Here is a 22,131-nt window from a genome sequence, read left to right on the forward strand (position 1 = left end):
GAATCATGGCCATCGACCAGCACGGCGACGCGAAGCTGCAGGGCGTCTCGATCCGCTCGCTGCCCAAGGTGTCGCTGCACGACCACCTCGACGGCGCGCTGCGCCCGCAGACGATCCTCGAGCTCGCCGATGAGATCGGCCACGAGGTCCCCGCCGCCGCCGCCGACGAGCTCGCCGACTGGTTCGAGCAGCAGAGCGACTCGGGCTCGCTCGTCGAGTACCTGAAGACCTTCGATCTGACCATCGCCGTCATGCAGACCCGCGAGGGCCTTCGCCGCGTCGCGAAGGAGTTCGTCGAGGACCTCGCCGCCGACGGCGTGATCTACGGCGAGGTGCGCTGGGCCCCCGAGCAGCACCTGGCGGGAGGGCTGTCGCTCGAAGAAGCCGTCGAGGCCGTCCAGGCGGGCATCGAGGAGGGCGAGGACGCGGTCGAGAGCCGCGGCGACGACATCCGCGTCGGGCAGCTCGTCACCGCCATGCGCCACACCGACCGCTCGCGCGAGATCGCCGAGCTGGCCGTCGCCTACCGCGGCCGCGGCGCCGTCGGATTCGACATCGCCGGGCCCGAGGACGGCTTCCCGCCGTCCAACCACCGCGCCGCGTTCGACTACCTGGCGTCCGAGTTCTTCCCGGTCACCGTCCACGCCGGGGAGGCGGCCGGCCTCGACTCGATCCGCTCCGCCCTGATCGACGGGCGCGCGCTGCGCCTCGGCCACGGCGTGCGGATCGCGGAGGACCTCGACGTCGTGTCGCAGAAGGGCGAGGAGACCTTCGTCACCTTCGGCGACCTGGCCCACTGGGTGCGCGACCGCGAGATCCCGCTGGAGCTCTCCCCGTCGTCGAACCTGCAGACCGGAGCGATCGCGCGCTGGGGGACGACGCTCGAGGACCACCCGTTCGACCTGCTCTACCAGCTGGGATTCTCGGTCACCGTCAACGTGGACAACCGCACCATGAGCCGCACGTCGCTGACGCGCGAGCTGGCGCTGCTGGCCGAGACCTTCGACTACTCCCTCGACGACCTCGAGGCGTTCCAGCTGAACGCCGCGGCGGGCGCCTTCCTGTCGGTCGAGGAGCGCGAGGAGCTCATCGAGCTGATCGGCGAGGGCTTCGACCGCTGAGGCGACGCCGGAGGCGCAGCTCGTGCGCTCTTGCCGTGCCGAGGCGTTCATGACTCCGGAACGACGGTGCGCGGCGACGCCCTCAGCCGGCTGCGGCGACCTCCGGCCCCGGATCTTCCGGAGTCGTGAACCGCCGGGCGCTGTGCCACCACGCGACGAAGCTGCTCCCGCACCCAGTCGGGGCGACGGAAGACGTCGTCCGCGAGCAGTCTCACCGTCGTGTAGCCCAGCGCCGCGGCGGCGAGGTCGCGACGTCGGTCCTCCACCTGCGCGCTCCAGTCGCTGTGATGGCGGACGCTGTCGCACTCGAGGATCAGCCAGCCGTCGACCAGGAGGTCCACGCGTCCGACGCCGTCGATCCGCACCTGCAGCTCGATCCGACATCCGAAGCCGCGCAGGATCAGGCGCACGAGCGACTCGGTGCCGGACTCGCTCCGCCGGTCCAGGACGCCGCGCAGCACCCCGTACCGTCGAGGGAGAAGGCCGAACACTTCACGGATCCCGGCCTCATCGACGAGGCCGAGATGCCATGCACTGTCGAGCGTGGCGACGGCTGCGCGGGCGCCCTGGCACCGGACGGCCTGCGCAAGGGCTTCGGGTACGGGAACGACCGCGGCATGCGGGTGCGCGACCGTGGCGCGCCAATGGCGGATGACGCCGCGCGCGGGCGCCGGCAGACGAGTGGCGTCGCGCTCGAGCTGCACGTGGGGCTGCGGCGTCTCGAGCACGAACACCCCGAGCAGTGCCAGGAGCGCCACGCAGTCGAGCCTACCCCCGCAACGCACCGCCTCGACCTGGTGCGGATGCGCGTCCGGCGGAAGGTAGTGGTCCCGGCGCGGGCGGAGCAGCCGTCCCCCGCGGACGGCGGCCGTCAGTCCGCGGGCGGTCATGCCCGCCGTGATCAGGTCGGCGCGGCCTGCAACGGAGGCCACCAGGCGGGACGGAGCGGGACGATCGGTCGGCGACGGCTGCATGGGAGCACCCTCGCGCATGGAGCGGTGCCGCGGACGACGCAGGGTGCGGCCCGGGAACCGTCGCCGCCGGCGGCCGGTTCGGGAGGAGCCGACGGTCGGTCGCTCACAACTCCGGAATCTCTGCCTCGACACCGCGGGGGGCCGCCCCGCGGACTGGCCGCACGGCGGATCTTCCGGAGTTGTGGACGCAGGGTCGATGGTGCCGGCCGGAGGCAGCGGCCAGGCGCCGGATCGATCCGCCGTTCGCCACTCCGGAATTCAGGGCGTGTAAGGGCACGCGCGGCGGTCGTAGGGGTCTTGCGAGCCAGAACATCCGGAGTTGCGAACACACCCGGGCCGGACCCTGCCGCTCCGGCTAGACCCGGGCGACGCCGGGGTGGGTGGCGAGATAGGCCTCGAAGGCCTCGCGCGTGGACAGTGCCGGCGTGAAGCCGAACACCTCCGAGAGGGCGTCGGCGGCGAGCACCGGGCGGTGGCGGAGGAAGTTCACCTGCTCGGGACCGTGGTCGGTCAGCCGCAGCGCGCGTCCGACGCCCAGCAGCGACGCCAGCACGCCGGCGGGGACGGTGAGCGTCGGCTTGCCGAGCCGCCGGGCGATCTCGTGGACCGTCATCGTCCCGGCCCCGGCGACGTTGTAGATCCCGGGCGGGCCGTCGGTGGCGGCACGGGCCATCGCGCCGGCGACGTCGTCCACCCAGACGAAGACGAACGGGGAGTCCGACCCGCGGACCGCGAGGATCCGCGGCCCGTCCCACAGCGCGGTGATCTGGTTGCGCACCGTCGGGCCGAGGATCGTCCCGATGCGGAAGATCACCTGCTCGAGCTCCGGGTGCGTCCCACGATGGGCGGCGAGCATATCCTCGACGAGGCGCTTGTGACGCGCGTAGGGGAACTCGTCGTTGCCCCGCAGCGGATCGCTCTCGCGCAGCGGCACGGGGTTGTCGGGGTGATAGCCGTAGGCGGCGCCCGAAGACGACACGACGATCCGGCGGACCCCGGCGGCCGTGCACGCCGACAGCACGTTCCGCGTGCCCTCGACGTCGACCCGGTACTCCTGGGCGTGGTCGCGGCCGGGGGTGACGACGGCGGCCAGATGCACGACGACGTCGATCGCGTGACGGCGCAGCATCGGCGCGAGCGCACCGGGATCGGTGACGTCGACCGACTCCGACACCACGTCGCCGCGCGTCGCTGCCGGGCGCACATCGGCTGCGACGACCGCCTCGACGTCGCCGCGCGCGGTGAGCGCGGTCACGACGTGCGAGCCGAGGAAGCCCGCCCCGCCGGTGACGGCGACCCGGGTCACGTCCGCTCCTCCGCCGCCGGGGATCCCGCGCCATCGCGGGGCGCGCGTGCGGTCGCGTCGCCCTTCGCCGATCCCGTGCGGCGACGCGTGTGCCGCGCCCACAGCGAGGCGACGACGAGGCCGGCCACGATGTCCCAGATGCCCCACCAGCCGGCGACGATCGCCATGCCGCCGAGCCCGCCGAAGAAGGTGAAGACGAGACCGAGCCCCAGGCCGGCGTTGCGGATGCCGACCTCGAACGTCATCGCCTTCCGCTCGCGCGTGCCGAGTCCGCCGACCGCGGCGGTCGTCCAGCCGATGCCGAGGGCGACGGCGTCGTGGATCGTGACGGCGAGCACGATGATGCCGAGGAAGGCGATGAAGTACTGCCAGTTCCCCGCGAGCGCCGCGGCGATGAAGGCCAGCAGCGCGAGCAGCGAGAACCACTTCACGAACGGCTGCACCCGCGCCGCGAGGGCGGGCACGCGGTGGCGCACCGTCAGGCCTACGGCGAAGGGCACCCCGATGATGAGGACGATCTCGAGGAGCATCTGCCAGCCGTTGAGCGAGACCGCCGAGAGGAGCTCCCGGGTGTCGGCGCGCAGCGATCCCCAGAAGGCGATCGACAGCGGCAGCGCGAAGATGTAGAGCAGGTTGGAGACCGCCGTCATCGACACGGAGAGGGCGACGTTGCCGCCGGCGCGATGGGTGAGCACCTGCGAGATGTTCCCGGGAGGGCAGCACGCGACGAGGATCATCCCGAGGGCCATCGACGGCGTCACCGGCAGCAGGAAGGTGAGGCCGAAGGTGACGGCGGGAAGCACCAGCAGCTGCGCCACGATCGCGATGATCATGGGCCGTGGCCGTCGGGCGACGACGCGGAAGTCGTCGAGGGTGACGTCGAGGGCGACGCCCAGCATGATCAGGGCGAGCACGACGTTGAGGATCGTGAGCGTGCCGGGGGTGAAGTTCAGCAGGACGTCGTCGGGGTTCATGCCGCCTGCCTTCCCGAGGCGCCGCGCGTGGCGGTGAGGGAGCGGGTGAGGGCGCGGACCGTGCCGCGGTAGGCGTCCTTGTTGACGTAGTACGCCATGCGCTCGAGCCCGAGGTAGCGGTATCCGCCGGTGAGGTCGGGCCAGGGGTCGTCCACCCGGCGGCGGAACAGCGCCGCGCGCTCGGGGTCGCCGGCGTCGGCGCGCAGGTAGGCGGCGATGAGCTCGGCCTGCTCGTAGCGGCCCTGCCATCCCAGGCCCGAGGCCTCGACCATGCCCATCACGAACAGCCCGTTGAACGAGGGCGGGAAGATGTTGACGAACAGCCGCGGCGCCATGCCGGTCCAGTTCAGCGCGGCGCGGTCGACGAACGGGTAGTCGAGGCGGTAGCCGGTGGCCAGCAGGACCGTGTCGTAGGTGCCCGAGGTCCCGTCGCGGAAGCGGACGGTGTCGCCGTCGAAGCGCGCGACGTCGGCGCGGATGCGCAGGTCGCCCTGACCGAGGTGGCCGAGGATCAGCGTGTTGACGATGGGGTGCGACTCGTAGATCCGGTAGGTCGGGCGTGGGAACCCGAAGCGCACGGGGTCGCCGGTGAACGCGCGGAGCACGCGCGTGTCGACGAACTGCTTGAGCCGCGCCGGGAGCGGGCGCCCCTGGTTGAGGGTGTCCGCGGGGCGGCCGAAGAGGTAGCGCGGCACGAAGTAGTAGCCGCGGCGGACGCTCATGTCCACCGATGCTGCGCGGTGCACGGCGTCGACGGCGATGTCGCAGCCGGAGTTGCCCGCTCCGACGATGAGCACCCGGCGACCGTCGAGCTGGGCGGCGCTCTTGTAGGCGCTCGTGTGCAGCAGCTCGCCGGAGAACTCTCCCGGGAACGTCGGGATCTGCGGCTCGGCCAGCGTGCCGTTGGCCAGGATGACGCCCGTGTAGGCGGTCGTCACCGGGCCGTCGGGGCCTGCAGCGGTGAGGTCCCAGTCGCCGTCCGCGCGCCGGGCGAGCGCGGTCACGCGCGTCTCGAAGCGGTAGTGCGGGGCGAGCGCGAACTCCGCTGCGTAGGCGCGGAAGTAGCGGACGAGCTCGCGGTGGCCGGGGTAGTCGGCGGTCGTGTCCATCGGGAACTCGGCGAACTCGGTCGTCGTGCGCGACGAGATGAGGTGGGCGGACTCGTAGACGGTGGAGCGCGGGTTGTCGATGTCCCAGAGCCCGCCGACGCCGGAGGCCGCCTCGTATCCGTCGAAGGCGATGCCGGCGCGCTGCAGCGCACGTGCCGCGGCCAGGCCCGACGGGCCCGCGCCGATGATCGCGTAGCGGCGCTCGCGCATTCCCCAGACTCCTTCGTCCAGACCGTTCGGTGCGGCGCCGCGACGTCGCGGCCCGGCCAGGTCCCTGCCGCTCGATGCTATCGGCAGGGGGGCGGGACGCTATCGCCGGCGCGGGCGCGTCACTCCAGCTCGGACGCGAGCGCGCCGACGGCGTCGGTGATCTCCGCGACCATGTCCTCGAGCGAGACGGAGGGCGTGCCGTCGCCGTCCTGCGGACCGTAGGCGCCGAAGGACGCGTGGGCCGCGCCGGGGATCTCCACGAATCGGGCGTCGGCGGGCAGCAGGTGGCGCGCGTCGTCGATCTTCGCCGGGGTCGAGAGGCCGTCCTCGCTGCCGGAGAGGCTGAGCACGGGCAGGCCGGAGCCGGACAGGTCGGTCGCGCAGTACGAGGCGAACAGGGCGAGCGCGTCGGCGTCGGCGGCGAGGGTGCAGGCCCGCACGCCCCCGAGGGAGTGCCCGCCGACGATCCAGGTGCCGACGTCGGGGGCGAGGTCCGTGAAGGCGGTCAGGGGGCGCACGTCGAAGAACGCGAGGTTCAGCCAGGGCTTGGTGATGACGACGGTCAGATCCGCATCGCGCACGAGTCCCGACAGCGTCGCCGCGTAGGCCCAGGGGTCGACCTTCGCGCCGGGGATGAAGACGAGCCCCGCATCTCCCGTCGCCGCACCGCTCGACTCCGCGTCGGCGGGGGAGAGGACGATCCCCGCGGGGCCGTCGACGAGCGAGATCCCGGGATCGGCGCGCACGGCCGCCAGGGGAGCAGGCTCGGCCTGGTACACGCCGACCTGGCTCCACACCACCACGCCGATCACCGCGGCGAGCAGGAGCCCGCCGACGCCGCCGAGCGTCCACCAGAGGACGCGGCGGCGACGGCGGTTCGGGGTCATGCCAGTTCGGCCTGACGGGCGGCGACGAGCTCCTCGACACGGGCCGCGAGCGGGTGGCCGGGCTCGAGCCCGGTCACGGCTGCCGTGAAGTCCGCCGCGGTCTCGGTGCGCAGACGCTGCTGGAGCTCGACGGACTGCTCGTCGTCGGGGTCGTCGAAGCGCAGAGCGGCGCCCATCGCCGCCAGCAGGGCGTCGACCGGCAGCCCGCGCTCGGCCGCTTCGGCCGCGGGGCCGACGAAGCGCTCGTGGCGGGACAGCTTGCGCAGCGGCTGCCGTCCGACGCGTCCGACGGTGTCGGGCAGGGCCGGGTTGGCGAAGCGGCGCAGGATGGTGGCGCGATACTCGGCGAGCTCCGCCGGGTCGAGGCCGTGCTTGGCGGCCAGGAGCGCGGAGGTCTCCTCGAGCGCGGCTCCGACCTTGCCGGCGATGACCGGATCGGCCAGGGCGTCGGAGATCTTCTCGACCCCGGCCTCGGCGCCGAAGTAGGCGGTGGTCGCGTGACCGGTGTTGACCGTGAAGAGCTTCCGCTCGATGTAGGGCGCCAGGTCGTCCACGAAATGGGCGCCGGGGATCACCGGCGGCTCGTCGCCGAACGGCGGGCGCTCGATCGCCCACTCGAAGAACGGCTCGACGGTCACGTCGACGCCGGCGCCGGCGGGCTGGGCCGGCACGATGCGGTCGACGGCGGTGTTGGCGAACACGGCGCGGGCCTCGAGGGCGTCCCAGGCCTCGCCGGCCTGCGCCTTGATCTCCTCGCGGAGGAGGTCCGTCGCATTGATCGCGTTCTCGCACGCCATGATCTGCAGCGGGGGAGAGGACGAGTCGCGCAGGGCGAGCCCCGCGACGATCGGGGGAGCGACGAAGCGGAGGATCGTCGGTCCGACGGCCGTCGTGACCACGTTCGCGCCGGCGATCTCCTCGATGAGCTCATCGGGCTGCGTCGCGCTGTTGATCGCTCGGAAGCCCGTCACGACCTTGTCGGCTCCGCCCTCGCCCACCTCGTGGACGGTGTAGGAGTCGACGGCGTTGATCGCGTCGACGAGGGGGGCCGCGACGTCCGAGAAGACGAGCTCGTATCCGCCCTCGTGGAGGAGCAGGCCGACGAAGCCCCGGCCGATGTTGCCGGCGCCGAAGTGGACGGCCTTCATCAGGAGTTGACCGACGCCAGCAGGCCGAAGAGCTCTTCGGGCGTCTGCGCCGCCTTGAGACGGGCGACCTCGTCGTCGTCGGAGAAGAGCAGGGCGATCTGCGACAGGATCTCCAGATGCTCGTCGCCCTTGCCGGCGATGCCGACGACGAAGGTCACCGGGTTGCCGTCCCAGTCGACGCCGCCGTCGTAGCGGACGAACGAGAGCGCCGACTCGAGGATCGCGTCCTTCGTCTCGTTGGTGCCGTGGGGGATGGCGAGCTCGTTGCCCATGTAGGTGGACACCGTCTCCTCGCGCTGCTTCATGGCGTCGAAGTAGGCGCCGGTGACCGCACCGGCGGCCTGGAGGATGTCCGCCGCCTCCTTCATCGCTTCTTCGCGGGTCGCGGATCCGGTGTGGATGCGGACCTGCCCGACATTCAGGACTTCACGTGTCATGACAAACCTCTGTTCGATGGATCTCAGGCTTCGGTGGGGCGCGGGCCTCGGGCTGCGAGGCCGGGCGCATCGCGCAACCCGGCCCCGCAGCGGTCTTCCGAGGCTACGCGTCGTGCTGGTCGACGACCAGCTTCACGACCTCGTCGTACTTCGGCGAGTTCATGAAGTTGTCGACCGACACGTGCAGCGCGTCCGGCGTGCGCGACTTGGCGCGCTCCGTGAGCTGCTGCTGCGTGATGACGAGGTCCTCACTGCCGTCGAGGTTCGCGATCGCCTTGTTGGTGACCGTGACGTCCTCGACGCCCGCCTTCTTGATCTTGTTGCGCAGGACGCTCGCGCCCATCGCCGAGGAGCCCATTCCCGCGTCGCACGCGAACACGATCGTGGAGACCTTCTTGTCGGTGGCGACGCCGCCGGCGGCGGCTCCCGACGAACGCAGCGCGTCCATCGCGGCGGACGACTTGCCCTTATTCGCCTCGGTCTGCGCGATCGCCGCGCCGAAGCTGTCGGCCTCGGCGGCCAGGTCGCGCTTGCGCGAGGCCCGCAGGATGACCGCCGTGATGAGGAAGGTCACCGTGGCGGACAGGATCACCGAGAGGTAGACGACGAGCAGGTTCGGCACGCCGGCACCGATCGCCGCGGCGGTGACCGCGATGATGCTGCCCGGGGCGGCGGGGAACTGCAGGCCGCCGTTGAAGAGCATGTTCGTCGTGACACCGGTGGCACCACCCGCGATGAGCGCGAGGATCGTGGCCGGCTTGCTCAGGGCGTACGGGAAGTAGATCTCGTGGATGCCACCGAGGAACTGGATGATCGCCGCGCCCGGGGCGGAGGCCTTGGCCTGGCCGACGCCGAAGAACGTGAAGGCGAGCAGCAGGCCCACGCCGGGGCCGGGGTTGGCCTCGATGAGGAACAGGATCGACTTGCCGGTCTCCTCGACCTGCTGGAGGGCCAGCGGGGTGAACACGCCGTGGTTGATGGCGTTGTTGAGGAACAGGACCTTTGCAGGCTCGACGATGATCGACAGCAGCGGCAGCAGGCTCAGCGAGACGAGCCAGTCGACGACGCCGCCGAGGAACGCGCTGATGCCGAGCATGATCGGGCCGAAGGCGAAGAAGCCGACGATGGCGAGGATCATGCCGAGGATGCCGGCGGAGAAGTTGTTCACCAGCATCTCGAAGCCCGGCTTGATCTTGCCGTCCCAGATCTTATCCATCCACTTCGTGATCAGTGCGGCCAGCGGGCCCATGATCATCGCGCCGAGGAACATCGGGATGTTGGTGCCGACGATGACACCCATCGTGGCGATCGTCGCGACCACGCCACCGCGCTCGCCGTAGACCATGCGGCCCGCGGTGTTGGCGATGAGCAGCGGCAGCAGGTAGGTGACCATCGGGCCGACGAGGCCGACGTACGCGGCGAAGTTGCCCGCGTCGCCCTCTGCCAGGGACGTCATCGCACCCTGCCAGCCGATCGCGGCGGAGTCGCCGCCGCCGCCGATGATCTCCGCGACGGGGAACCAGTGCCAGCCGAAGGGGCTGCGGGCACCGAAGAACCCGTCGGGGATGAAGAGCATGGTGATGAATCCCCATGCGATGAAGGCCGCGATGTTCGGCATGATCATGCCGGACAGGAACGTGCCGAAGCGCTGGACTCCGACCCGTGCGCGGTTGACCCCCGTGGTGGGGGTGGACGCCGTTGTCATGTGCTGGTTTCTCCTTCTTCGGGTGACCGCGCTCAGGCGGGGGATCCGGCCGCGGCCTGTGCCGCGGTTCGGGCGGTTGCCGCATCGGATGCGGCGAGGGCTGCCGTGGCGATGCGCTCGGCATCCTCACGGCTGTACTGCAGGAGCGTGGCGCGCACGTCGGCGAGCGCCGTGGGTGCCATCGACAGGGTGGTGGCCCCGAGGCCGACCAGGACGACCGCCAGCAGCGGGTCTGCGGCGGCTTCGCCGCAGATGCCGACGGGCTTGCCGTTGGCCTTCCCGCCGTCGCCGGTCGTCTTGATCAGCTGCAGCACCGCAGGGTGCCACGGGTCCTGGAAGCTCGACACCGACCCGAGCAGGCGGTCGGCGGCGAGGGTGTACTGCGTCAGATCGTTCGTGCCGATCGACGCGAAGTCCGCGATCTCGAGCACCTTCCCGGCCAGGAGCGCCGAGGAGGGGACCTCCACCATGACGCCGGCGGTCCTGATGCCGTACTCCTTGGCCAGCGAGACGAAGTAGTCGGTCTCCTCGACGGTGGACACCATCGGCGCCATGACCCACAGGTCGGCCTCGGTGGCGGCGTCCGCGTTGGCGAGCGCGGTGAGCTGCTCGCGGAGGATGTCCTCGCTGGCGCGGAGGGCGCGCAGGCCCCGCAGGCCCAGCGCCGGGTTCTCCTCGTGGGCGTCGTTGAGGAAGGCGAGGGGCTTGTCGGCGCCGGCGTCGAGCGCGCGGACGACCACCTTCTTTCCCGGGAACGCCTGGAGGAGCTCGGTGTACGCCTTCGTCTGCTCCTCGACCGTCGGGGCCTGGGTGGCCGACAGGAACAGGAACTCCGTGCGGAACAGTCCCACTCCCTCGGCGCCGAGCTCGACGGCCTCGGCCGCGCCGCCGGGCTTGCCGAGGTTCGCCAGGAGCGGCACCGCGGTGCCGTCGGCGAGGGCCCCCGGGGTGATCGGCGCCGACGCCGCCGACGCCCGCGCATCGGCGCGGTTCTGCGCCTGGCTGAGCTCGTCGGCGGTGGGCTGGGTGGTGACGATGCCCTTGGCGGCGTCGACGATGACCGTCTCGCCGTCGGTGAGTCCCTTGGCCTCGGCGGCGCCCACGATCGCGACGATCGACTTCTCGCGCGCCAGGATCGCTGTGTGCGAGGTCGGCCCGCCGTCGGTGGTCACGAGCGCGAGGACCTGGTCGAGGTCGAGCAGTGCGGTGTCGGCGGGGGCGAGGTCCTTGGCCACCAGGACGAACGGGTGGCCCGGGTCGGGGATGCCGGGGGCGGGGAGCCCGCGCAGCCGCGCGATCACGCGCTGGGCGACGTCGTCGAGGTCGGCGGCGCGCTCGCCGAGGTAGCCGCCCATCGCCGAGAGCATGTCGCGGAAGGTCGCGAAGGCGTCGTGCACGGCGAACTCGCCGGTCTTGCCGGCGGCGACGCGGGTGGAGACCTCCTGGTCGAGCGTGGGGTCCTCGGCCATCATCGCCTGCGCCTCGAGCACCTCGCGGGCCAGGCCCCCGGCCTGCGTGCCGCGCTGCTCGAGCTCGCGGGCGACGGCGGCGACCGCCTCGCGCACCCGGGCGAGCTCTTCGTCGGGCGTGCGGGTGGAGGGCTCGTCGACGGGAGCCGGCAGCGGCTCGGCCATCCGTGCGACGGGTCCCTGGGCGACGCCCAGTCCGATGCCGACTCCGCGCAGTTCGCTCATGGTGTGGATCTCCTTGTGGTTCTTTACTCGTCGTGGTCGGTCGTCAGCAGTTCGGCGAGGGCGTCGAGGACGTTCTCGGCACCCTCCCCGTCGGCGGTGAGGGTGAGGTAGTCGCCCTTCTCGGCGCCCAGGGCGATGATCCCGAGGATGCTCGCGGCGTTGACGGGCGCTCCGGAGCCCTTCGAGACGGTGACCGGGATCCCGGCCTCCTTCACGGCCTGGGCGAACAGCTTCGCGGGGCGGGCGTGCAGACCGTGGGACGAGCCGATGCGGACGGTGCGGGACGCGACGGTCATGCGTGTTCCTCTCGGTGGGCGCGGTGGAGGTCCGCCGCGGCGGTCATGGCCTCGTCGACGAGCGCGAGCGTGCGCGAGCCGTCGAAGTCGGTGAAGATGTCCGGCGGCAGGAGCACGACTCGGGTGCCGCGCGGGGCGGCGTCGCGCTGGATGCGCTCGATGGCGTGCTGCAGGTGAGGACCGACGAGCACCACATCCGCGGCGTCCAGGTCGATCGGCAGCGACTGCTCGGTGCCGGCGACCGCGCTGATGTCGCGACCGCGGTCATGTGCCGCATGCCGGACGCGCTGTGCCACGAACGTGCTCGACGCTCCCGCGCCGCACACCACGAGGATCCTCATCGATCCGCCTCCTTCGGCCCCATTCTTGTGAAAGCGCTGAGAGCGGACAACCACGCCTGTTTCCGCGGGGGCGGAAACCCCCGGCGGTGGCCCGTGGTTGACTGGTCCGGTGAGCAGAGCCCGCCAGGATCGCGTCCTCGGACTGCTGGCGCGCACTCCGGAGTGGACCACCGCCGCCGAATTGGCGGACGCCGTCGGGGTGACGCCCCGCAGCATCCGCTCCTACGTGACCGCGATCAACGCGCGCGTGCCCGACGGCGTGGCGATCGAGTCCGGGCCCCAGGGCTACCGAGCGGGGGCGGATGTCGCGGCCGCGCAGCGGGCGGGCGGAGTGGAGGCGGGCACGCCCCGCGACCGGCTGCACCGCCTCGTGCGGGCCGTGCTGGCCGCTCCCGACGGCATCGACGTCTTCGAGACGGCCGACCTCTTCCACGTCAGTCCCGCCACCCTCGATGCGGACCTCGCGCGGGTGCGCGCGCTGCTGGGCGGCACCGAGCTCGTGCTGGAGCGCACGGCGGCGCGGGCCCGGCTGCGCGGCACGGAGATGGCGCAGCGGCGTCTGCTCAGCCGCCTCGCCCACGACGAGACCGAGGACGGCGCCTTCGACCTCGACGCGCTGCGCCGGGCGCTCGGCGAGGACTCCATCGGAGCGGCGGCGTTCGGCCCCTTCAAGGCGGACCTCGTCGCCGGGCTCACCGAGCTGGGCTACTTCGTCAACGAGTTCGGCATCGGCGACGTCATGATGCACGTGGCCATCGCCGCCGACCGGGTCGCGCGGGACCACGGCCTCGACGAGGCGGGCATGGCGGAGGGAGGCGAGGCCGCCGTCCGCATCGAGGCCCTCATCGACCGGCTCAGCATCGCCCACCTGGGCGTCTCCTTCGGCACGGGCGACCTGCGTCACCTCGCCGCGCTCGTCCAGAGCCGCGTGGTGGCCCCCGGCGCCGCCGAGCCGGCCGCGGTCATCCGGGAAAGGCTCGATCCGGAGGTCGAGGACGCCGTGCGCGACGTCGTGGCGAGGGCGGCGGCGGAGTTCCAGGTCGACATCGACCACGAGGACTTCGTGCTGCGCCTGGCCCTCCACGTGCAGAACCTCCGCCTCCGCGCGCAGGAGCAGGCCTGGTCGCGCAATCCGCTCACGCGCTCGCTGAAGACGACCTACCCGATGATCTTCGAGGTCGCCGTGTTCATCTCCGACGGGCTCCGCGGACTCCTGGGGATCTCCCTCATGGACGATGAGATCGCCTACATCGCGATGCACGTGGGCGGCCGGCTCGAGCGCAGCCGCCGCGCGGGCACCGTCCTGTCGGCGACCATCGTGTGCCCGGGGTACTACGAGCTGCACGAGCTGCTGCGCTCGAGCATCGCGCAGTCGCTCGGGCAGGCCGTGACGGTCGTCGGCGTCGAGACGCGCGTCGATCCCGACTGGGCCTCGATCGACACCGATCTGGTGCTGACGACGATCGATCCGCCGGTGCCCGGGGACCGCTTCGTGCGGATCCAGCCCTTCCTCACCGAGGCCGACGTCGAGCGCGTCCAGGCCGCCGCGGGCCGCGTGCGGCGGGGACGCCGGCTGGCGCGCCTGCGCGCCGAGCTCGAGCGCTACTTCGCCGCCGACGCGTTCGTGCACGGGCTGACGGCCGCCGAGGGCGAGGAGGGCGTCATCACGCGTCTGGGCGCACTGCTGGTGCGCCAGGGCGTCATCGACGACGACTACGTGCAGCGCACCCTCGAACGGGAGCGGCTGTCGTCGACGGCCTTCTCGGATGCCCTCGCCGTGCCGCACGCGCTCGGCATGACCGCCACCCGCACCGCGATCGCCGTGGGGATCGCCGACCCGTCGATCCCGTGGGGGGACGGACGGGTGCAGGTGGTCGCGATGGTCGCGTTCAGCGAGTCCGACCGCGCGGCGTTCCAGACCGTGTTCGAGCAGCTCGTCGAGGTGTTCAGCGAGCGGGACAGCGTGCAGCGGATCGTCCGGAAGGGCACCACGTTCGGCGCGTTCCTCGACGAGCTCGTCGCCGTCGTCGACGGCTGAGCGGGCCGCTCAGCGCTCGAGCCGGCGCTGGAGGCCGAGCCGGACGGCGGGCCACTCGTGGGGCAGGATCGAGTAGACCACCGTGTCGCGGAGGCTGCCGTCGGGCCCGAGCCGGTGGTTGCGCAGCACACCGTCCTGCCGTGCCCCCAGCCGCTCGATCGCGGCGCGGGACGGGCGGTTGTGCCAGTGGGTGCGGAACTCCACCGCGATCGCGTCGCACGTCTCGAAGGCGTGCGTCAGCAGCAGGAGCTTGGCGGCGGTGTTGACCGCGGTGCGCTGCACCGAACGGGCGATCCACGTGTAGCCGATCTCGACGTGGCGGTTGGCCTGGTCGATCTCGCAGAACGTCGTCATCCCCACCGCGCGACCGCTCGACACGACCGCCCAGGGGTTCATCCGGCCCGCGTCACGCTCGGCGAGCCGCCGGTCGATCTCCTCCGGCACCGAGACCGGGACCGACGTGTACCACGCGTAGTCGAGCCCTTCGCGCGCGGCGGTCAGGTCGTTCGCGTGGCGGGGCTCCAGCGGCTCCAGCCGCACGTGGGCGTTCTCGAGGGCGATCGGTTCGGTCAGCAGCACGTCCCGAGCCTAGCGGCGGGGCTGCGTGTCCCACTTCCGGTCGCATTCGGGTAGCGAGGACGACCGGAAGTGGGACACGGAGCACCGGAAGTGGGACACGGAGCGCCGGAAGTGGGACGCGGAGTCAGGCCTGCGCCGCGGCGAGGAGGGCCCGGGCGCCCGCCTCGATCGCCGCCAGGCGCTCGGCGGCGTCGGCGGTCGAGGTGCCCCGCACGTCGAGGTAGACCTTCAGCTTGGGCTCGGTCCCGCTCGGGCGCACGATCACGCGCGAGCCGTCGGCGAGCCACAGGCGCAGCACGTCGCTCGGCGGGAGTCCGTCGACCCCGGTCAGCAGGTCGTCGATCCGCTCGACCGCGACGCCTCCGACGTGCGCCGGCGGCGCGGCCCGCAGCGCGGACATGATGCGCCCGATGAGCGACAGGTCCACGACCCGCACCGACACCTGACCCGAGGCGAAGACGCCGAAGGTCTCGTCGAACTGCCGCATGAGGTCGGCGAGGGTGCGTCCCTGCTCCCGCGCCTCGGCGATGAGCCCGAGCATCGCCACCGCCGCCGAGATGCCGTCCTTGTCGCGCACGGTCTCGGGGTTGACGAGGTAGCCGAGCGCCTCCTCGAAGCCGAAGACGATCCCGGGCGCGCGCGAGATCCACTTGAATCCCGTCAGGGTCGCGTGGAAGTCGAGCCCGTAGTGCTCGGCGACCGCCTGGAGGCCCGGCGAGGAGACGAGCGAGCAGGCCAGCGCCCCGCCGCCGCCGGCCGAGGCGGCCCGTGCGGCGCGCCAGCCGAGCAGCAGTCCCACCTCGTTGCCGGTGAGGCGCCGCCAGCCCTCCGGTGCGCCCGGATCGGGCACGGCGACGGCGAGGCGGTCGGCGTCGGGGTCGTTGGCGATGATGAACTCCGCATCCGCGGCGCGCGCCGTCGCGTACGACAGGTCCATCGCGCCCGGCTCCTCGGGGTTGGGGAACGACACCGTCGGGAACGCGCCGTCGGGCTCGATCTGCTCGGCGACGACCGTCGGCAGCGGATACCCCGCGGCGAGGAGGATCCGCTCGAGGGTCTCGTGGCCCACGCCGTGCATGGCCGTGTAGACCCAGTTCATTCCGGCGGCTCCCGCAGGGGCGGGCGCGACGGTCGCGGTTGCGGCGACGTAGGCGTCGACGACCGACTCGTCGGCGATCTCGTACGCGCCGCGGGGGAGCGCGCCGATGTCGCCGGCCGCGGCCACCTCGAGGATGCGGGCTGCGATGGCGGCATCGGCGGGCGAGACGATCTGCGACCCGCCGTCGCGTCCGCCCAGGTACACCTTGTAGCCGTTGTCGTCGGGCGGGTTGTGGGATGCGGTCACCATGACGCCGGCCGCGGCGTCCAGATGCCGGACGGCGAAGGCGAGCACCGGCGTGGGCAGCAGGCGCGGCAGGAGCACGGCCCGCAGACCCGCCCCGGCGAACAGCTCCGCGCTGTCGCGGGCGAAGACGTCCGAGTTGCGGCGTCCGTCGTAGCCGACGACCACCGTCGGGCGGGCATCCTCCGACGTCTCCCGCAGATATCGGGCCAGACCGGCGGCCGCCTGCGCGACGAGGACCCGGTTCATGCGGTTGGAGCCGGCCCCCAGGCGCCCGCGGAGACCGGCGGTGCCGAACTCGAGCCGTGCGCCGAAGCGGTCGGCGAGCTCGGCGCGCGCGGCGTCCTCGCCGGCGTCGGCCGCGGCGATGAGCGCGGACAGCTCGGCGCGCGTGGCCTCGTCGGGATCCTGCGCGAGCCAGGCGCGCGCCGCCTCGATCGTCGACGGCGCGGGGGAGGCGCCCATCACAGCTCGCCGATCACACGGGCCAGGAGCGCCGAGATCACCGGCTCCGCCTGCTGGCCGGCCTCGATCACCTCCTGGTGGCTGAGCGGCGTCGTCTGGATGCCCGCGGCCATGTTGGTGATGAGCGAGAAGCCGAGCACCTCCATGCCCGCCTGGCGAGCGGCGATCGCCTCGAGGGCCGTCGACATGCCGACGATGTGGCCGCCGATCGTCTTGGCCATGCGCACCTCGGCCGGCGTCTCGTACTGCGGGCCGCGGAACTGGCAGTAGACGCCCTCGTCCAGGGACGGGTCGATCCGCCGGGCGAGGTCGCGCAGCCGCGTCGAGTAGAGGTCGGTCAGGTCGATGAAGGTCGCCCCCTCCAGGGGCGAGTCGCCGGTGAGGTTGATGTGGTCGCTGATGAGCACCGGGGTGCCCGGCTTCCAGGTGGGCTTGATGCCGCCGGCGCCGTTGGTGAGCACCATCGTGCGGGCGCCCGCGGCGGCGGCGGTCCGCACGCTGTGCACGACGCGGCGCACGCCGTGGCCCTCGTAGTAGTGGGTCCGCGCGCCGATCACGAGCACCCGCCTGCCCGACGGGGTCACCACGCTGCGCAGCGAGCCGACGTGGCCGGCGAGTGCAGGCTTGCTGAAACCGGTGACGTCCGTCGCGGCGAGGGTGGCGGTCGTCTCGCCGATGAGGTCGGCGGCCTTGCCCCAGCCGCTGCCGAGGGTGAGGGCGATGTCGTGCCGGTCGACGCCGGTGAGCCGGGCGATGTCGTCGGCTGCGCGTGCCGCGACCTCGAACGGGTCGGTGGCGGGATCGTCGAGCGGGTGGTGGATCGTGTCGGACATGAGCCCACTCTAGGAACACCGAAGCCGGGGTGCCAGGAGCGCCCGCCGTGAGCGTGGCTGAAGGTGCCCCGGAGCCCTGAGACAATGGTTGTCATGTCCTCACCGAGCCTCCCGTCCGTGAGCTTCGAGCGCACCCAGTCCGTCGCCGTCCTCGGCGGTGGCCCCGGAGGGTACGAGGCGGCGCTGGCCGCGGCGCAGCTGGGCGCGGAGGTCACCCTCGTCGAACGCGCGGGCGTGGGAGGGTCGGCCGTCATCACCGACGTCGTCCCCTCCAAGAGCCTCATCGCGACCGCCGACGCCGCCGTCGCGATCTCGGAGGCGTCCGACCTGGGCGTGCAGCTGTTCGCGAAGACCGACAGCGGCAAGCCGCTCAAGCCCGAGGTGGCCATCAACCTCGCCGCGGTCAACAAGCGGCTGCTGTCGCTGGCCCGCCAGCAGTCGGACGACATGCGCGCGCACCTCGTCGAAGCCGGCGTGCGCATCCTCTCGGGCCACGGGCGCATCGACGGCACGCACGCCGTGGTCGTCTCGACCGGGCCGGGAGGGACCGACTTCGACCGGATCGAGGCGGACACCCTCGTGGTGTCGGTGGGGGCCTCGCCGCGCGAGCTCGACAGCGCCAAGCCCGACGGCGAGCGGATCCTCACGTGGACGCAGCTCTACGACATGAAGGCGCTGCCGGCGCACCTGATCGTGGTCGGATCCGGCGTGACCGGTGCGGAGTTCGCATCGGCGTACATGAACCTCGGCGCGAAGGTCACCCTGATCTCCAGCCGCGATCAGGTCCTCCCGGGCGAGGACCGCGACGCCGCGACGGTGCTCGAGAAGGTCTTCACGCGCGGCGGCATGACCGTGCTCTCCAAGTCCCGCGCCGAGCGGGTCGAACGGGTCGGCGACGGGGTCGTCGTGACGCTCTCCGACGGGCGCACCGTCGAGGGCAGCCACTGCCTCATGGCCGTCGGATCGGTCCCCAACACCGCCGGCATCGGCCTCGAGGAGGCCGGCGTGCAGCTGACCGACTCGGGACACATCCGGGTGAACCGCGTCGCGCGCACCTCGGTGCCGAACATCTACGCGGCGGGGGACTGCACCACCTTCGTCCCGCTGGCCTCCGTCGCCTCGATGCAGGGGCGCACCGCGATCTTCCACGCGCTGGGCGACACCGTGATCCCGCTGGAGCGCCGCCGCATCACGGCGAACATCTTCACGGCGCCGGAGATCGCGACGGTCGGCCGGCAGGAGAAGGACGTCGAGTCCGGCGCCATCAACGGCTACGTCTACAAGCTGCCGCTGGCCGCCAACGCGCGCGCCAAGATGATGGGCATCAAGGACGGCTTCGTCAAGCTGATCGCCCGCGAGGGATCGGGCACCGTGATCGGCGGTGTCATCGTCGGGCCCCGCGCTTCGGAGCTCATCTACCCGATCGCGATCGCGGTCGAGCGGCGCATGACCGTCGACCAGGTGTCGCGCGTGTTCGCGGTGTACCCGTCGCTGTCGGGCTCGATCACCGACGCCACCCGCGCGATGCACCTCGTGAACCGCGACGACGACTTCTTCGGCTGAGTCGCCGCTGCGCGGTCACTCGTTGCTGATCGTGAGCTCCTGCATCAGGCGGACGTAGGCGTAGGTCGCGGTCTCGCTGCGCGCCTCGATGAGCGCGGAGGAGCCGACCCGTCCGTCCAGATCGATCTCGTGGACGTCCTCGTCGCAGGCGATCTCGGCCCCGAACGAGTCGGACTCGATCGCGTCGCCGGTCGTCGTGAAGACGGTGACGGCGACCTCCACCGTGCCGCCGCCGTAGCAGGAGGCGTCCGCGCGGGTGAGGGTGGCGTCGGCGGGGAACTCCAGACGGACGCTGCCGGCGGGATCGTCCTCGCCGTCGTCGTCGACCACGGTCGGGTCCACGAGGAGGGTCGCCGTGCCGGCGGCGCCGGGGCCGTCGGACTCGTCGGCCTGCACGCCCTCGACCCATTCGCGGGCCGCGTCGAGGTCGACCGCGGGCGTCGCCGCGCCGCACGAGGCGAGCAGAAGTCCCCCCGTGGCGGCCACGGCCAGGGCGGTCAGGCGTGTGGTCAGGCGTCTCATCTGCCCACGCTAACCCGCGAGGGCGGTGTTGTCAGCAGGCCCCGGCGCGTCGGCGCGGGTCAGGAGATCGTGAGCAGCTGGTGCCCGGCGGGCACGGTCGTGCCCGGCTGCGCGTTGATCGCGCCGATGACGCCGTCCTTGTGCGCCTGCAGCGGCTGCTCCATCTTCATCGCCTCGAGGACGACGACGAGGTCGCCCTTGACCACCTGCTGGCCCTCCTCGACGGCGACCTTCACGATCGTCGCCTGCATGGGGGACTTCACGGCGTCGCCGGAGGCACCCGCGTTCACGGTCGGCGCATGGGAGCGCCGGGACGGCGGCACCGCTGCGGGGCGGCCGACCTTGGTGGGGGCCTGGGCGATGCGGTCGGGCAGGCTCACCTCGAGGCGCTTGCCGCCGACCTCGACGACCACCGTGTGGCGCGCCTCGCCGGACTCGGGCGACTCGAGCTCGCCGTCCCACGGCGCGATGTCGTTGTCGAACTCCGTCTCGATCCAGCGGGTGAACACGCCGAACCGGCCGTCCTCCGCGGTGAAGGCGGGATCGCGGACGACCTTGCGGTGGAAGGGGAGCACCGTCGGCATGCCCGAGACCTCGAACTCGTCGAGCGCGCGCCGCGAGCGCTCGAGCGCCTCGGCGCGGTCGCGGCCGGAGACGATGATCTTGCCGAGCAGGGAGTCGAAGGCGCCCGAGACGCTGTCTCCGGCCGTCACGCCGGAGTCGAGCCGGATGCCGGGACCGCCGAACGTCTTGAACTGGTGGATGCGGCCGGGCTGGGGGAGGAATCCGCGCCCCGGGTCCTCGCCGTTGATGCGGAACTCGAGGGAGTGACCCTGCGGCTCGGGGTCGGGGTAGTCCAGCACGCCGCCCTCGGCGAGACGGAACTGCTCGCGCACGAGATCGATGCCGGTGACCTCCTCCGACACGGGGTGCTCGACCTGGAGTCGCGTGTTCACCTCGAGGAACGAGATCGTGCCGTCGGCGCCGATCAGGAACTCGCACGTGCCGGCGCCGACGTAGCCGACCTCCTTGAGGATCGCCTTGGACGATTCGTAGAGGATGCGGTTCTGCTCCTCGGTGAGGAACGGGGCGGGCGCCTCCTCGACGAGCTTCTGGTGACGGCGCTGCAGCGAGCAGTCGCGCGTGGAGACCACCACCACGTTGCCCTCCGCGTCGGCGAGGCATTGGGTCTCGACGTGGCGGGGCTTGTCGAGGTACTTCTCGACGAAGCACTCGCCGCGCCCGAAGGCGGCGATGGCCTCGCGGGTGGCCGACTCGAACAGCTCGGCGACCTCGTCGAGCTCGCGGGCGACCTTCAGGCCTCGTCCGCCGCCGCCGTAGGCGGCCTTGATCGCGATCGGGAGGCCGTGCTCCCGGGCGAAGGCGATGACCTCGTCGGCGCCGTCGACCGGACCGGGCGTCCCCGGAGCCAGCGGAGCGCCGACCTTCTCGGCGACGTGCCGCGCGGTGACCTTGTCGCCGAGCGCCTCGATCGCCTCGGGCGACGGGCCGATCCAGGTGAGGCCGGCGCCGATCACCGCGCGGGCGAAGTCGGCGTTCTCGGCGAGGAATCCGTAGCCGGGGTGGACCGCGTCCGCGCCGGAGCGGCGGGCGACCGAGAGGATCTTCTCGATCGACAGATAGGTCTCCGCGCTGGTGGCGCCCTCGAGGGCGTACGCCTCGTCGGCGAGGCGGGTGTGCATGGCGTCGCGGTCCTGGTCGGCGTAGACCGCCACCGACGCCTTGCCGGAGTCGCGGGCGGCGCGGATGACGCGGACGGCGATCTCGCCGCGGTTCGCGATGAGGACCTTGGCGATGTGAGGCATGGGTGCCAGCCTACCCACGACGCGGCGACCACCTTTGGATCACTCGCACAAGATCGCCGCGGGATCGTGTGCGGGACCCTACGAGGCCGGGGCGGTGTCGCCGCGGTTCCAGAGCCGTGTCCACGGCACGCCGAGCTCCGCGGCCAGGCGTCGCACCGTCGAGAGCGACATGCCGACGACGGTGGAGGGGTCGCCGACCACGCGCGTGATGAAGGCGCCGCCGAGGCTGTCCACGGTGAAGGCGCCGGCCACCAGCAGCGGTTCGCCCGTGGCGACGTAGGCGTCGATCTCGGCGTCGGTGACGTCGGCGGCGAAGGTGACCTCGGCGTCGGCGACGGCGTGGGCCTCGACAGGGGCGGCCCCCGGCACCACGAGGAAGACGCTGTGGCCGGAGTGGAGGGTGCCCGTCCTTCCCCGCATCGCGTGCCAGCGGGCGGTGGCGGCCTCGGGCGTGTACGGCTTGCCGAGCACCTCGCCGTCGAGCTCGAACATCGAGTCGCCGCCCACCACGAGGCCCTCGAAGCCGGGCTCGTCCTCGGCGAGGGCCGCGACCACGTCGGCGGCCTTGCGCCGCGCGAGCAGGAGCACGTGCTCGCCGGGAGGCAGGGTGCGGCCCTCGCGCGCCTCGACCTCGGCGATCACCGCCTCCTCGTCCACACGCGGGGCGCGCGCCGACGGCTCGATGCCGGCCTGACGCATGAGCATGAGACGGGCCGGGGAGGTCGAGGCGAGGCAGACGTGCATGCCCCCACGCTATCGAG

The 22,131-nt window shown here is 72.2% G+C and carries 20 protein-coding genes; 3 read left to right on the forward strand and 17 right to left on the reverse strand.

Annotated elements, in window-relative coordinates; translation table 11 throughout:
* Nucleotides 1-5: 5 nt before the first annotated feature.
* A complete protein-coding gene (locus tag ACPWUT_RS03390; RefSeq protein ID WP_425840629.1) occupies nt 6-1,121 on the forward strand; it encodes an adenosine deaminase in 1,116 nt (371 codons plus the stop codon).
* A gap of 47 nt (nt 1,122-1,168) precedes the next feature.
* On the opposite strand, the gene ACPWUT_RS03395 is transcribed toward ACPWUT_RS03390, so the two are convergent.
* From ACPWUT_RS03395 to ACPWUT_RS03445, 11 genes are all read right to left on the reverse strand, one after another.
* Nucleotides 1,169-2,095, reverse strand: a complete 927-nt coding sequence (locus tag ACPWUT_RS03395; RefSeq protein ID WP_425840632.1) for an endonuclease domain-containing protein — start codon at nt 2,093-2,095, stop codon at nt 1,169-1,171.
* A gap of 355 nt (nt 2,096-2,450) precedes the next feature.
* Complete coding sequence (locus ACPWUT_RS03400) at nt 2,451-3,401, reverse strand: SDR family oxidoreductase (RefSeq protein WP_425840635.1); 951 nt, start codon at nt 3,399-3,401, stop codon at nt 2,451-2,453.
* On the reverse strand, nt 3,398-4,375 hold the full coding sequence (locus ACPWUT_RS03405; protein ID WP_425840638.1) for a bile acid:sodium symporter family protein: 978 nt from the start codon (nt 4,373-4,375) through the stop codon (nt 3,398-3,400). Before ACPWUT_RS03405 ends, ACPWUT_RS03400 begins: the two co-directional genes overlap by 4 nt.
* On the reverse strand, nt 4,372-5,694 hold the full coding sequence (locus tag ACPWUT_RS03410; RefSeq protein ID WP_425840641.1) for a flavin-containing monooxygenase: 1,323 nt from the start codon (nt 5,692-5,694) through the stop codon (nt 4,372-4,374). Before ACPWUT_RS03410 ends, ACPWUT_RS03405 begins: the two co-directional genes overlap by 4 nt.
* 119 nt (nt 5,695-5,813) lie before the next feature.
* Entirely contained in the window at nt 5,814-6,581 is a 768-nt protein-coding gene (locus ACPWUT_RS03415; protein WP_284529723.1) for an alpha/beta hydrolase, read from the reverse strand.
* On the reverse strand, nt 6,578-7,729 hold the full coding sequence (locus tag ACPWUT_RS03420) for a mannitol-1-phosphate 5-dehydrogenase (protein WP_425840644.1): 1,152 nt from the start codon (nt 7,727-7,729) through the stop codon (nt 6,578-6,580). The genes ACPWUT_RS03415 and ACPWUT_RS03420 overlap by 4 nt, the downstream gene beginning before the upstream one ends.
* Nucleotides 7,729-8,166, reverse strand: a complete 438-nt coding sequence (locus ACPWUT_RS03425) for a PTS sugar transporter subunit IIA (RefSeq protein ID WP_284529725.1) — start codon at nt 8,164-8,166, stop codon at nt 7,729-7,731. The genes ACPWUT_RS03420 and ACPWUT_RS03425 overlap by 1 nt, the downstream gene beginning before the upstream one ends.
* A 103-nt stretch (nt 8,167-8,269) precedes the next feature.
* Nucleotides 8,270-9,871: a PTS mannitol transporter subunit IICB gene (locus ACPWUT_RS03430; RefSeq protein WP_284529726.1), complete on the reverse strand. Its 1,602-nt coding sequence runs from the start codon at nt 9,869-9,871 to the stop codon at nt 8,270-8,272.
* Nucleotides 9,872-9,903: 32 nt separating this feature from the next.
* Entirely contained in the window at nt 9,904-11,565 is a 1,662-nt protein-coding gene (ptsP, locus tag ACPWUT_RS03435) for a phosphoenolpyruvate--protein phosphotransferase (protein ID WP_284529727.1), read from the reverse strand.
* 23 nt (nt 11,566-11,588) lie between these two features.
* Nucleotides 11,589-11,861, reverse strand: coding sequence for an HPr family phosphocarrier protein (locus tag ACPWUT_RS03440; RefSeq protein WP_284529729.1), 273 nt, complete (start codon nt 11,859-11,861; stop codon nt 11,589-11,591).
* Nucleotides 11,858-12,202, reverse strand: a complete 345-nt coding sequence (locus ACPWUT_RS03445; RefSeq protein ID WP_425840649.1) for a PTS sugar transporter subunit IIB — start codon at nt 12,200-12,202, stop codon at nt 11,858-11,860. Before ACPWUT_RS03445 ends, ACPWUT_RS03440 begins: the two co-directional genes overlap by 4 nt.
* Before the next feature lie 109 nt (nt 12,203-12,311).
* Here ACPWUT_RS03445 and ACPWUT_RS03450 point away from each other — a divergent pair, with 109 nt between their 5' ends.
* A complete protein-coding gene (locus ACPWUT_RS03450) occupies nt 12,312-14,240 on the forward strand; it encodes a BglG family transcription antiterminator (RefSeq protein ID WP_425840652.1) in 1,929 nt (642 codons plus the stop codon).
* Nucleotides 14,241-14,249: 9 nt separating this feature from the next.
* Here the strand turns inward: ACPWUT_RS03450 and ACPWUT_RS03455 are convergent, their stop codons facing one another.
* From ACPWUT_RS03455 to ACPWUT_RS03465, 3 genes are all read right to left on the reverse strand, one after another.
* Nucleotides 14,250-14,819, reverse strand: a complete 570-nt coding sequence (locus tag ACPWUT_RS03455; protein ID WP_425840655.1) for a GNAT family N-acetyltransferase — start codon at nt 14,817-14,819, stop codon at nt 14,250-14,252.
* 124 nt (nt 14,820-14,943) lie between these two features.
* Nucleotides 14,944-16,626 carry a phospho-sugar mutase gene (locus ACPWUT_RS03460; protein WP_425840658.1) on the reverse strand — a complete coding sequence of 561 codons (1,683 nt, stop codon included), beginning with the start codon at nt 16,624-16,626 and terminating at the stop codon, nt 14,944-14,946.
* Nucleotides 16,626-17,459 (reverse strand): purine-nucleoside phosphorylase, encoded by an 834-nt coding sequence (locus tag ACPWUT_RS03465; protein ID WP_284529740.1) that lies wholly within the window; start codon nt 17,457-17,459, stop codon nt 16,626-16,628. The genes ACPWUT_RS03460 and ACPWUT_RS03465 overlap by 1 nt, the downstream gene beginning before the upstream one ends.
* A 93-nt stretch (nt 17,460-17,552) precedes the next feature.
* Here ACPWUT_RS03465 and ACPWUT_RS03470 point away from each other — a divergent pair, with 93 nt between their 5' ends.
* Nucleotides 17,553-19,022, forward strand: a complete 1,470-nt coding sequence (locus ACPWUT_RS03470; protein WP_425840662.1) for an NAD(P)H-quinone dehydrogenase — start codon at nt 17,553-17,555, stop codon at nt 19,020-19,022.
* Between the two features lie 15 nt (nt 19,023-19,037).
* Here the strand turns inward: ACPWUT_RS03470 and ACPWUT_RS03475 are convergent, their stop codons facing one another.
* The 3 genes from ACPWUT_RS03475 to ACPWUT_RS03485 all read right to left on the reverse strand — a co-directional run bounded on the left by ACPWUT_RS03475 (nt 19,038) and on the right by ACPWUT_RS03485 (nt 22,114).
* Nucleotides 19,038-19,544 carry a hypothetical protein gene (locus tag ACPWUT_RS03475; protein WP_425840665.1) on the reverse strand — a complete coding sequence of 169 codons (507 nt, stop codon included), beginning with the start codon at nt 19,542-19,544 and terminating at the stop codon, nt 19,038-19,040.
* 59 nt (nt 19,545-19,603) lie between these two features.
* Nucleotides 19,604-21,370, reverse strand: a complete 1,767-nt coding sequence (locus tag ACPWUT_RS03480; protein ID WP_425840668.1) for an acetyl/propionyl/methylcrotonyl-CoA carboxylase subunit alpha — start codon at nt 21,368-21,370, stop codon at nt 19,604-19,606.
* 78 nt (nt 21,371-21,448) lie between these two features.
* Nucleotides 21,449-22,114: a Maf family protein gene (locus ACPWUT_RS03485; protein WP_425840671.1), complete on the reverse strand. Its 666-nt coding sequence runs from the start codon at nt 22,112-22,114 to the stop codon at nt 21,449-21,451.
* Nucleotides 22,115-22,131 lie beyond the last annotated feature (17 nt).

The organism is Microbacterium sp. PA5, assembly GCF_049860775.1.
In the GTDB taxonomy this organism is placed as follows: domain Bacteria; phylum Actinomycetota; class Actinomycetes; order Actinomycetales; family Microbacteriaceae; genus Microbacterium.

Bases quoted from the DNA above. Each gene is read 5' to 3' on its own strand.
- ACPWUT_RS03390 (WP_425840629.1), top strand. From the start codon at position 6: ATGGCCATCGACCAGCACGGCGACGCGAAGCTGCAGGGCGTCTCGATC.
- ACPWUT_RS03395 (WP_425840632.1), bottom strand. From the start codon at position 2,095: ATGCAGCCGTCGCCGACCGATCGTCCCGCTCCGTCCCGCCTGGTGGCC.
- ACPWUT_RS03405 (WP_425840638.1), bottom strand. From the start codon at position 4,375: ATGAACCCCGACGACGTCCTGCTGAACTTCACCCCCGGCACGCTCACG.
- ACPWUT_RS03410 (WP_425840641.1), bottom strand. From the start codon at position 5,694: ATGCGCGAGCGCCGCTACGCGATCATCGGCGCGGGCCCGTCGGGCCTG.
- ACPWUT_RS03415 (WP_284529723.1), bottom strand. From the start codon at position 6,581: ATGACCCCGAACCGCCGTCGCCGCCGCGTCCTCTGGTGGACGCTCGGC.
- ACPWUT_RS03420 (WP_425840644.1), bottom strand. From the start codon at position 7,729: ATGAAGGCCGTCCACTTCGGCGCCGGCAACATCGGCCGGGGCTTCGTC.
- ACPWUT_RS03425 (WP_284529725.1), bottom strand. From the start codon at position 8,166: ATGACACGTGAAGTCCTGAATGTCGGGCAGGTCCGCATCCACACCGGA.
- ACPWUT_RS03430 (WP_284529726.1), bottom strand. From the start codon at position 9,871: ATGACAACGGCGTCCACCCCCACCACGGGGGTCAACCGCGCACGGGTC.
- ptsP (WP_284529727.1), bottom strand. From the start codon at position 11,565: ATGAGCGAACTGCGCGGAGTCGGCATCGGACTGGGCGTCGCCCAGGGA.
- ACPWUT_RS03440 (WP_284529729.1), bottom strand. From the start codon at position 11,861: ATGACCGTCGCGTCCCGCACCGTCCGCATCGGCTCGTCCCACGGTCTG.
- ACPWUT_RS03445 (WP_425840649.1), bottom strand. From the start codon at position 12,202: ATGAGGATCCTCGTGGTGTGCGGCGCGGGAGCGTCGAGCACGTTCGTG.
- ACPWUT_RS03460 (WP_425840658.1), bottom strand. From the start codon at position 16,626: ATGGGCGCCTCCCCCGCGCCGTCGACGATCGAGGCGGCGCGCGCCTGG.
- ACPWUT_RS03465 (WP_284529740.1), bottom strand. From the start codon at position 17,459: ATGTCCGACACGATCCACCACCCGCTCGACGATCCCGCCACCGACCCG.
- ACPWUT_RS03470 (WP_425840662.1), top strand. From the start codon at position 17,553: ATGTCCTCACCGAGCCTCCCGTCCGTGAGCTTCGAGCGCACCCAGTCC.
- ACPWUT_RS03475 (WP_425840665.1), bottom strand. From the start codon at position 19,544: ATGAGACGCCTGACCACACGCCTGACCGCCCTGGCCGTGGCCGCCACG.
- ACPWUT_RS03480 (WP_425840668.1), bottom strand. From the start codon at position 21,370: ATGCCTCACATCGCCAAGGTCCTCATCGCGAACCGCGGCGAGATCGCC.
- ACPWUT_RS03485 (WP_425840671.1), bottom strand. From the start codon at position 22,114: ATGCACGTCTGCCTCGCCTCGACCTCCCCGGCCCGTCTCATGCTCATG.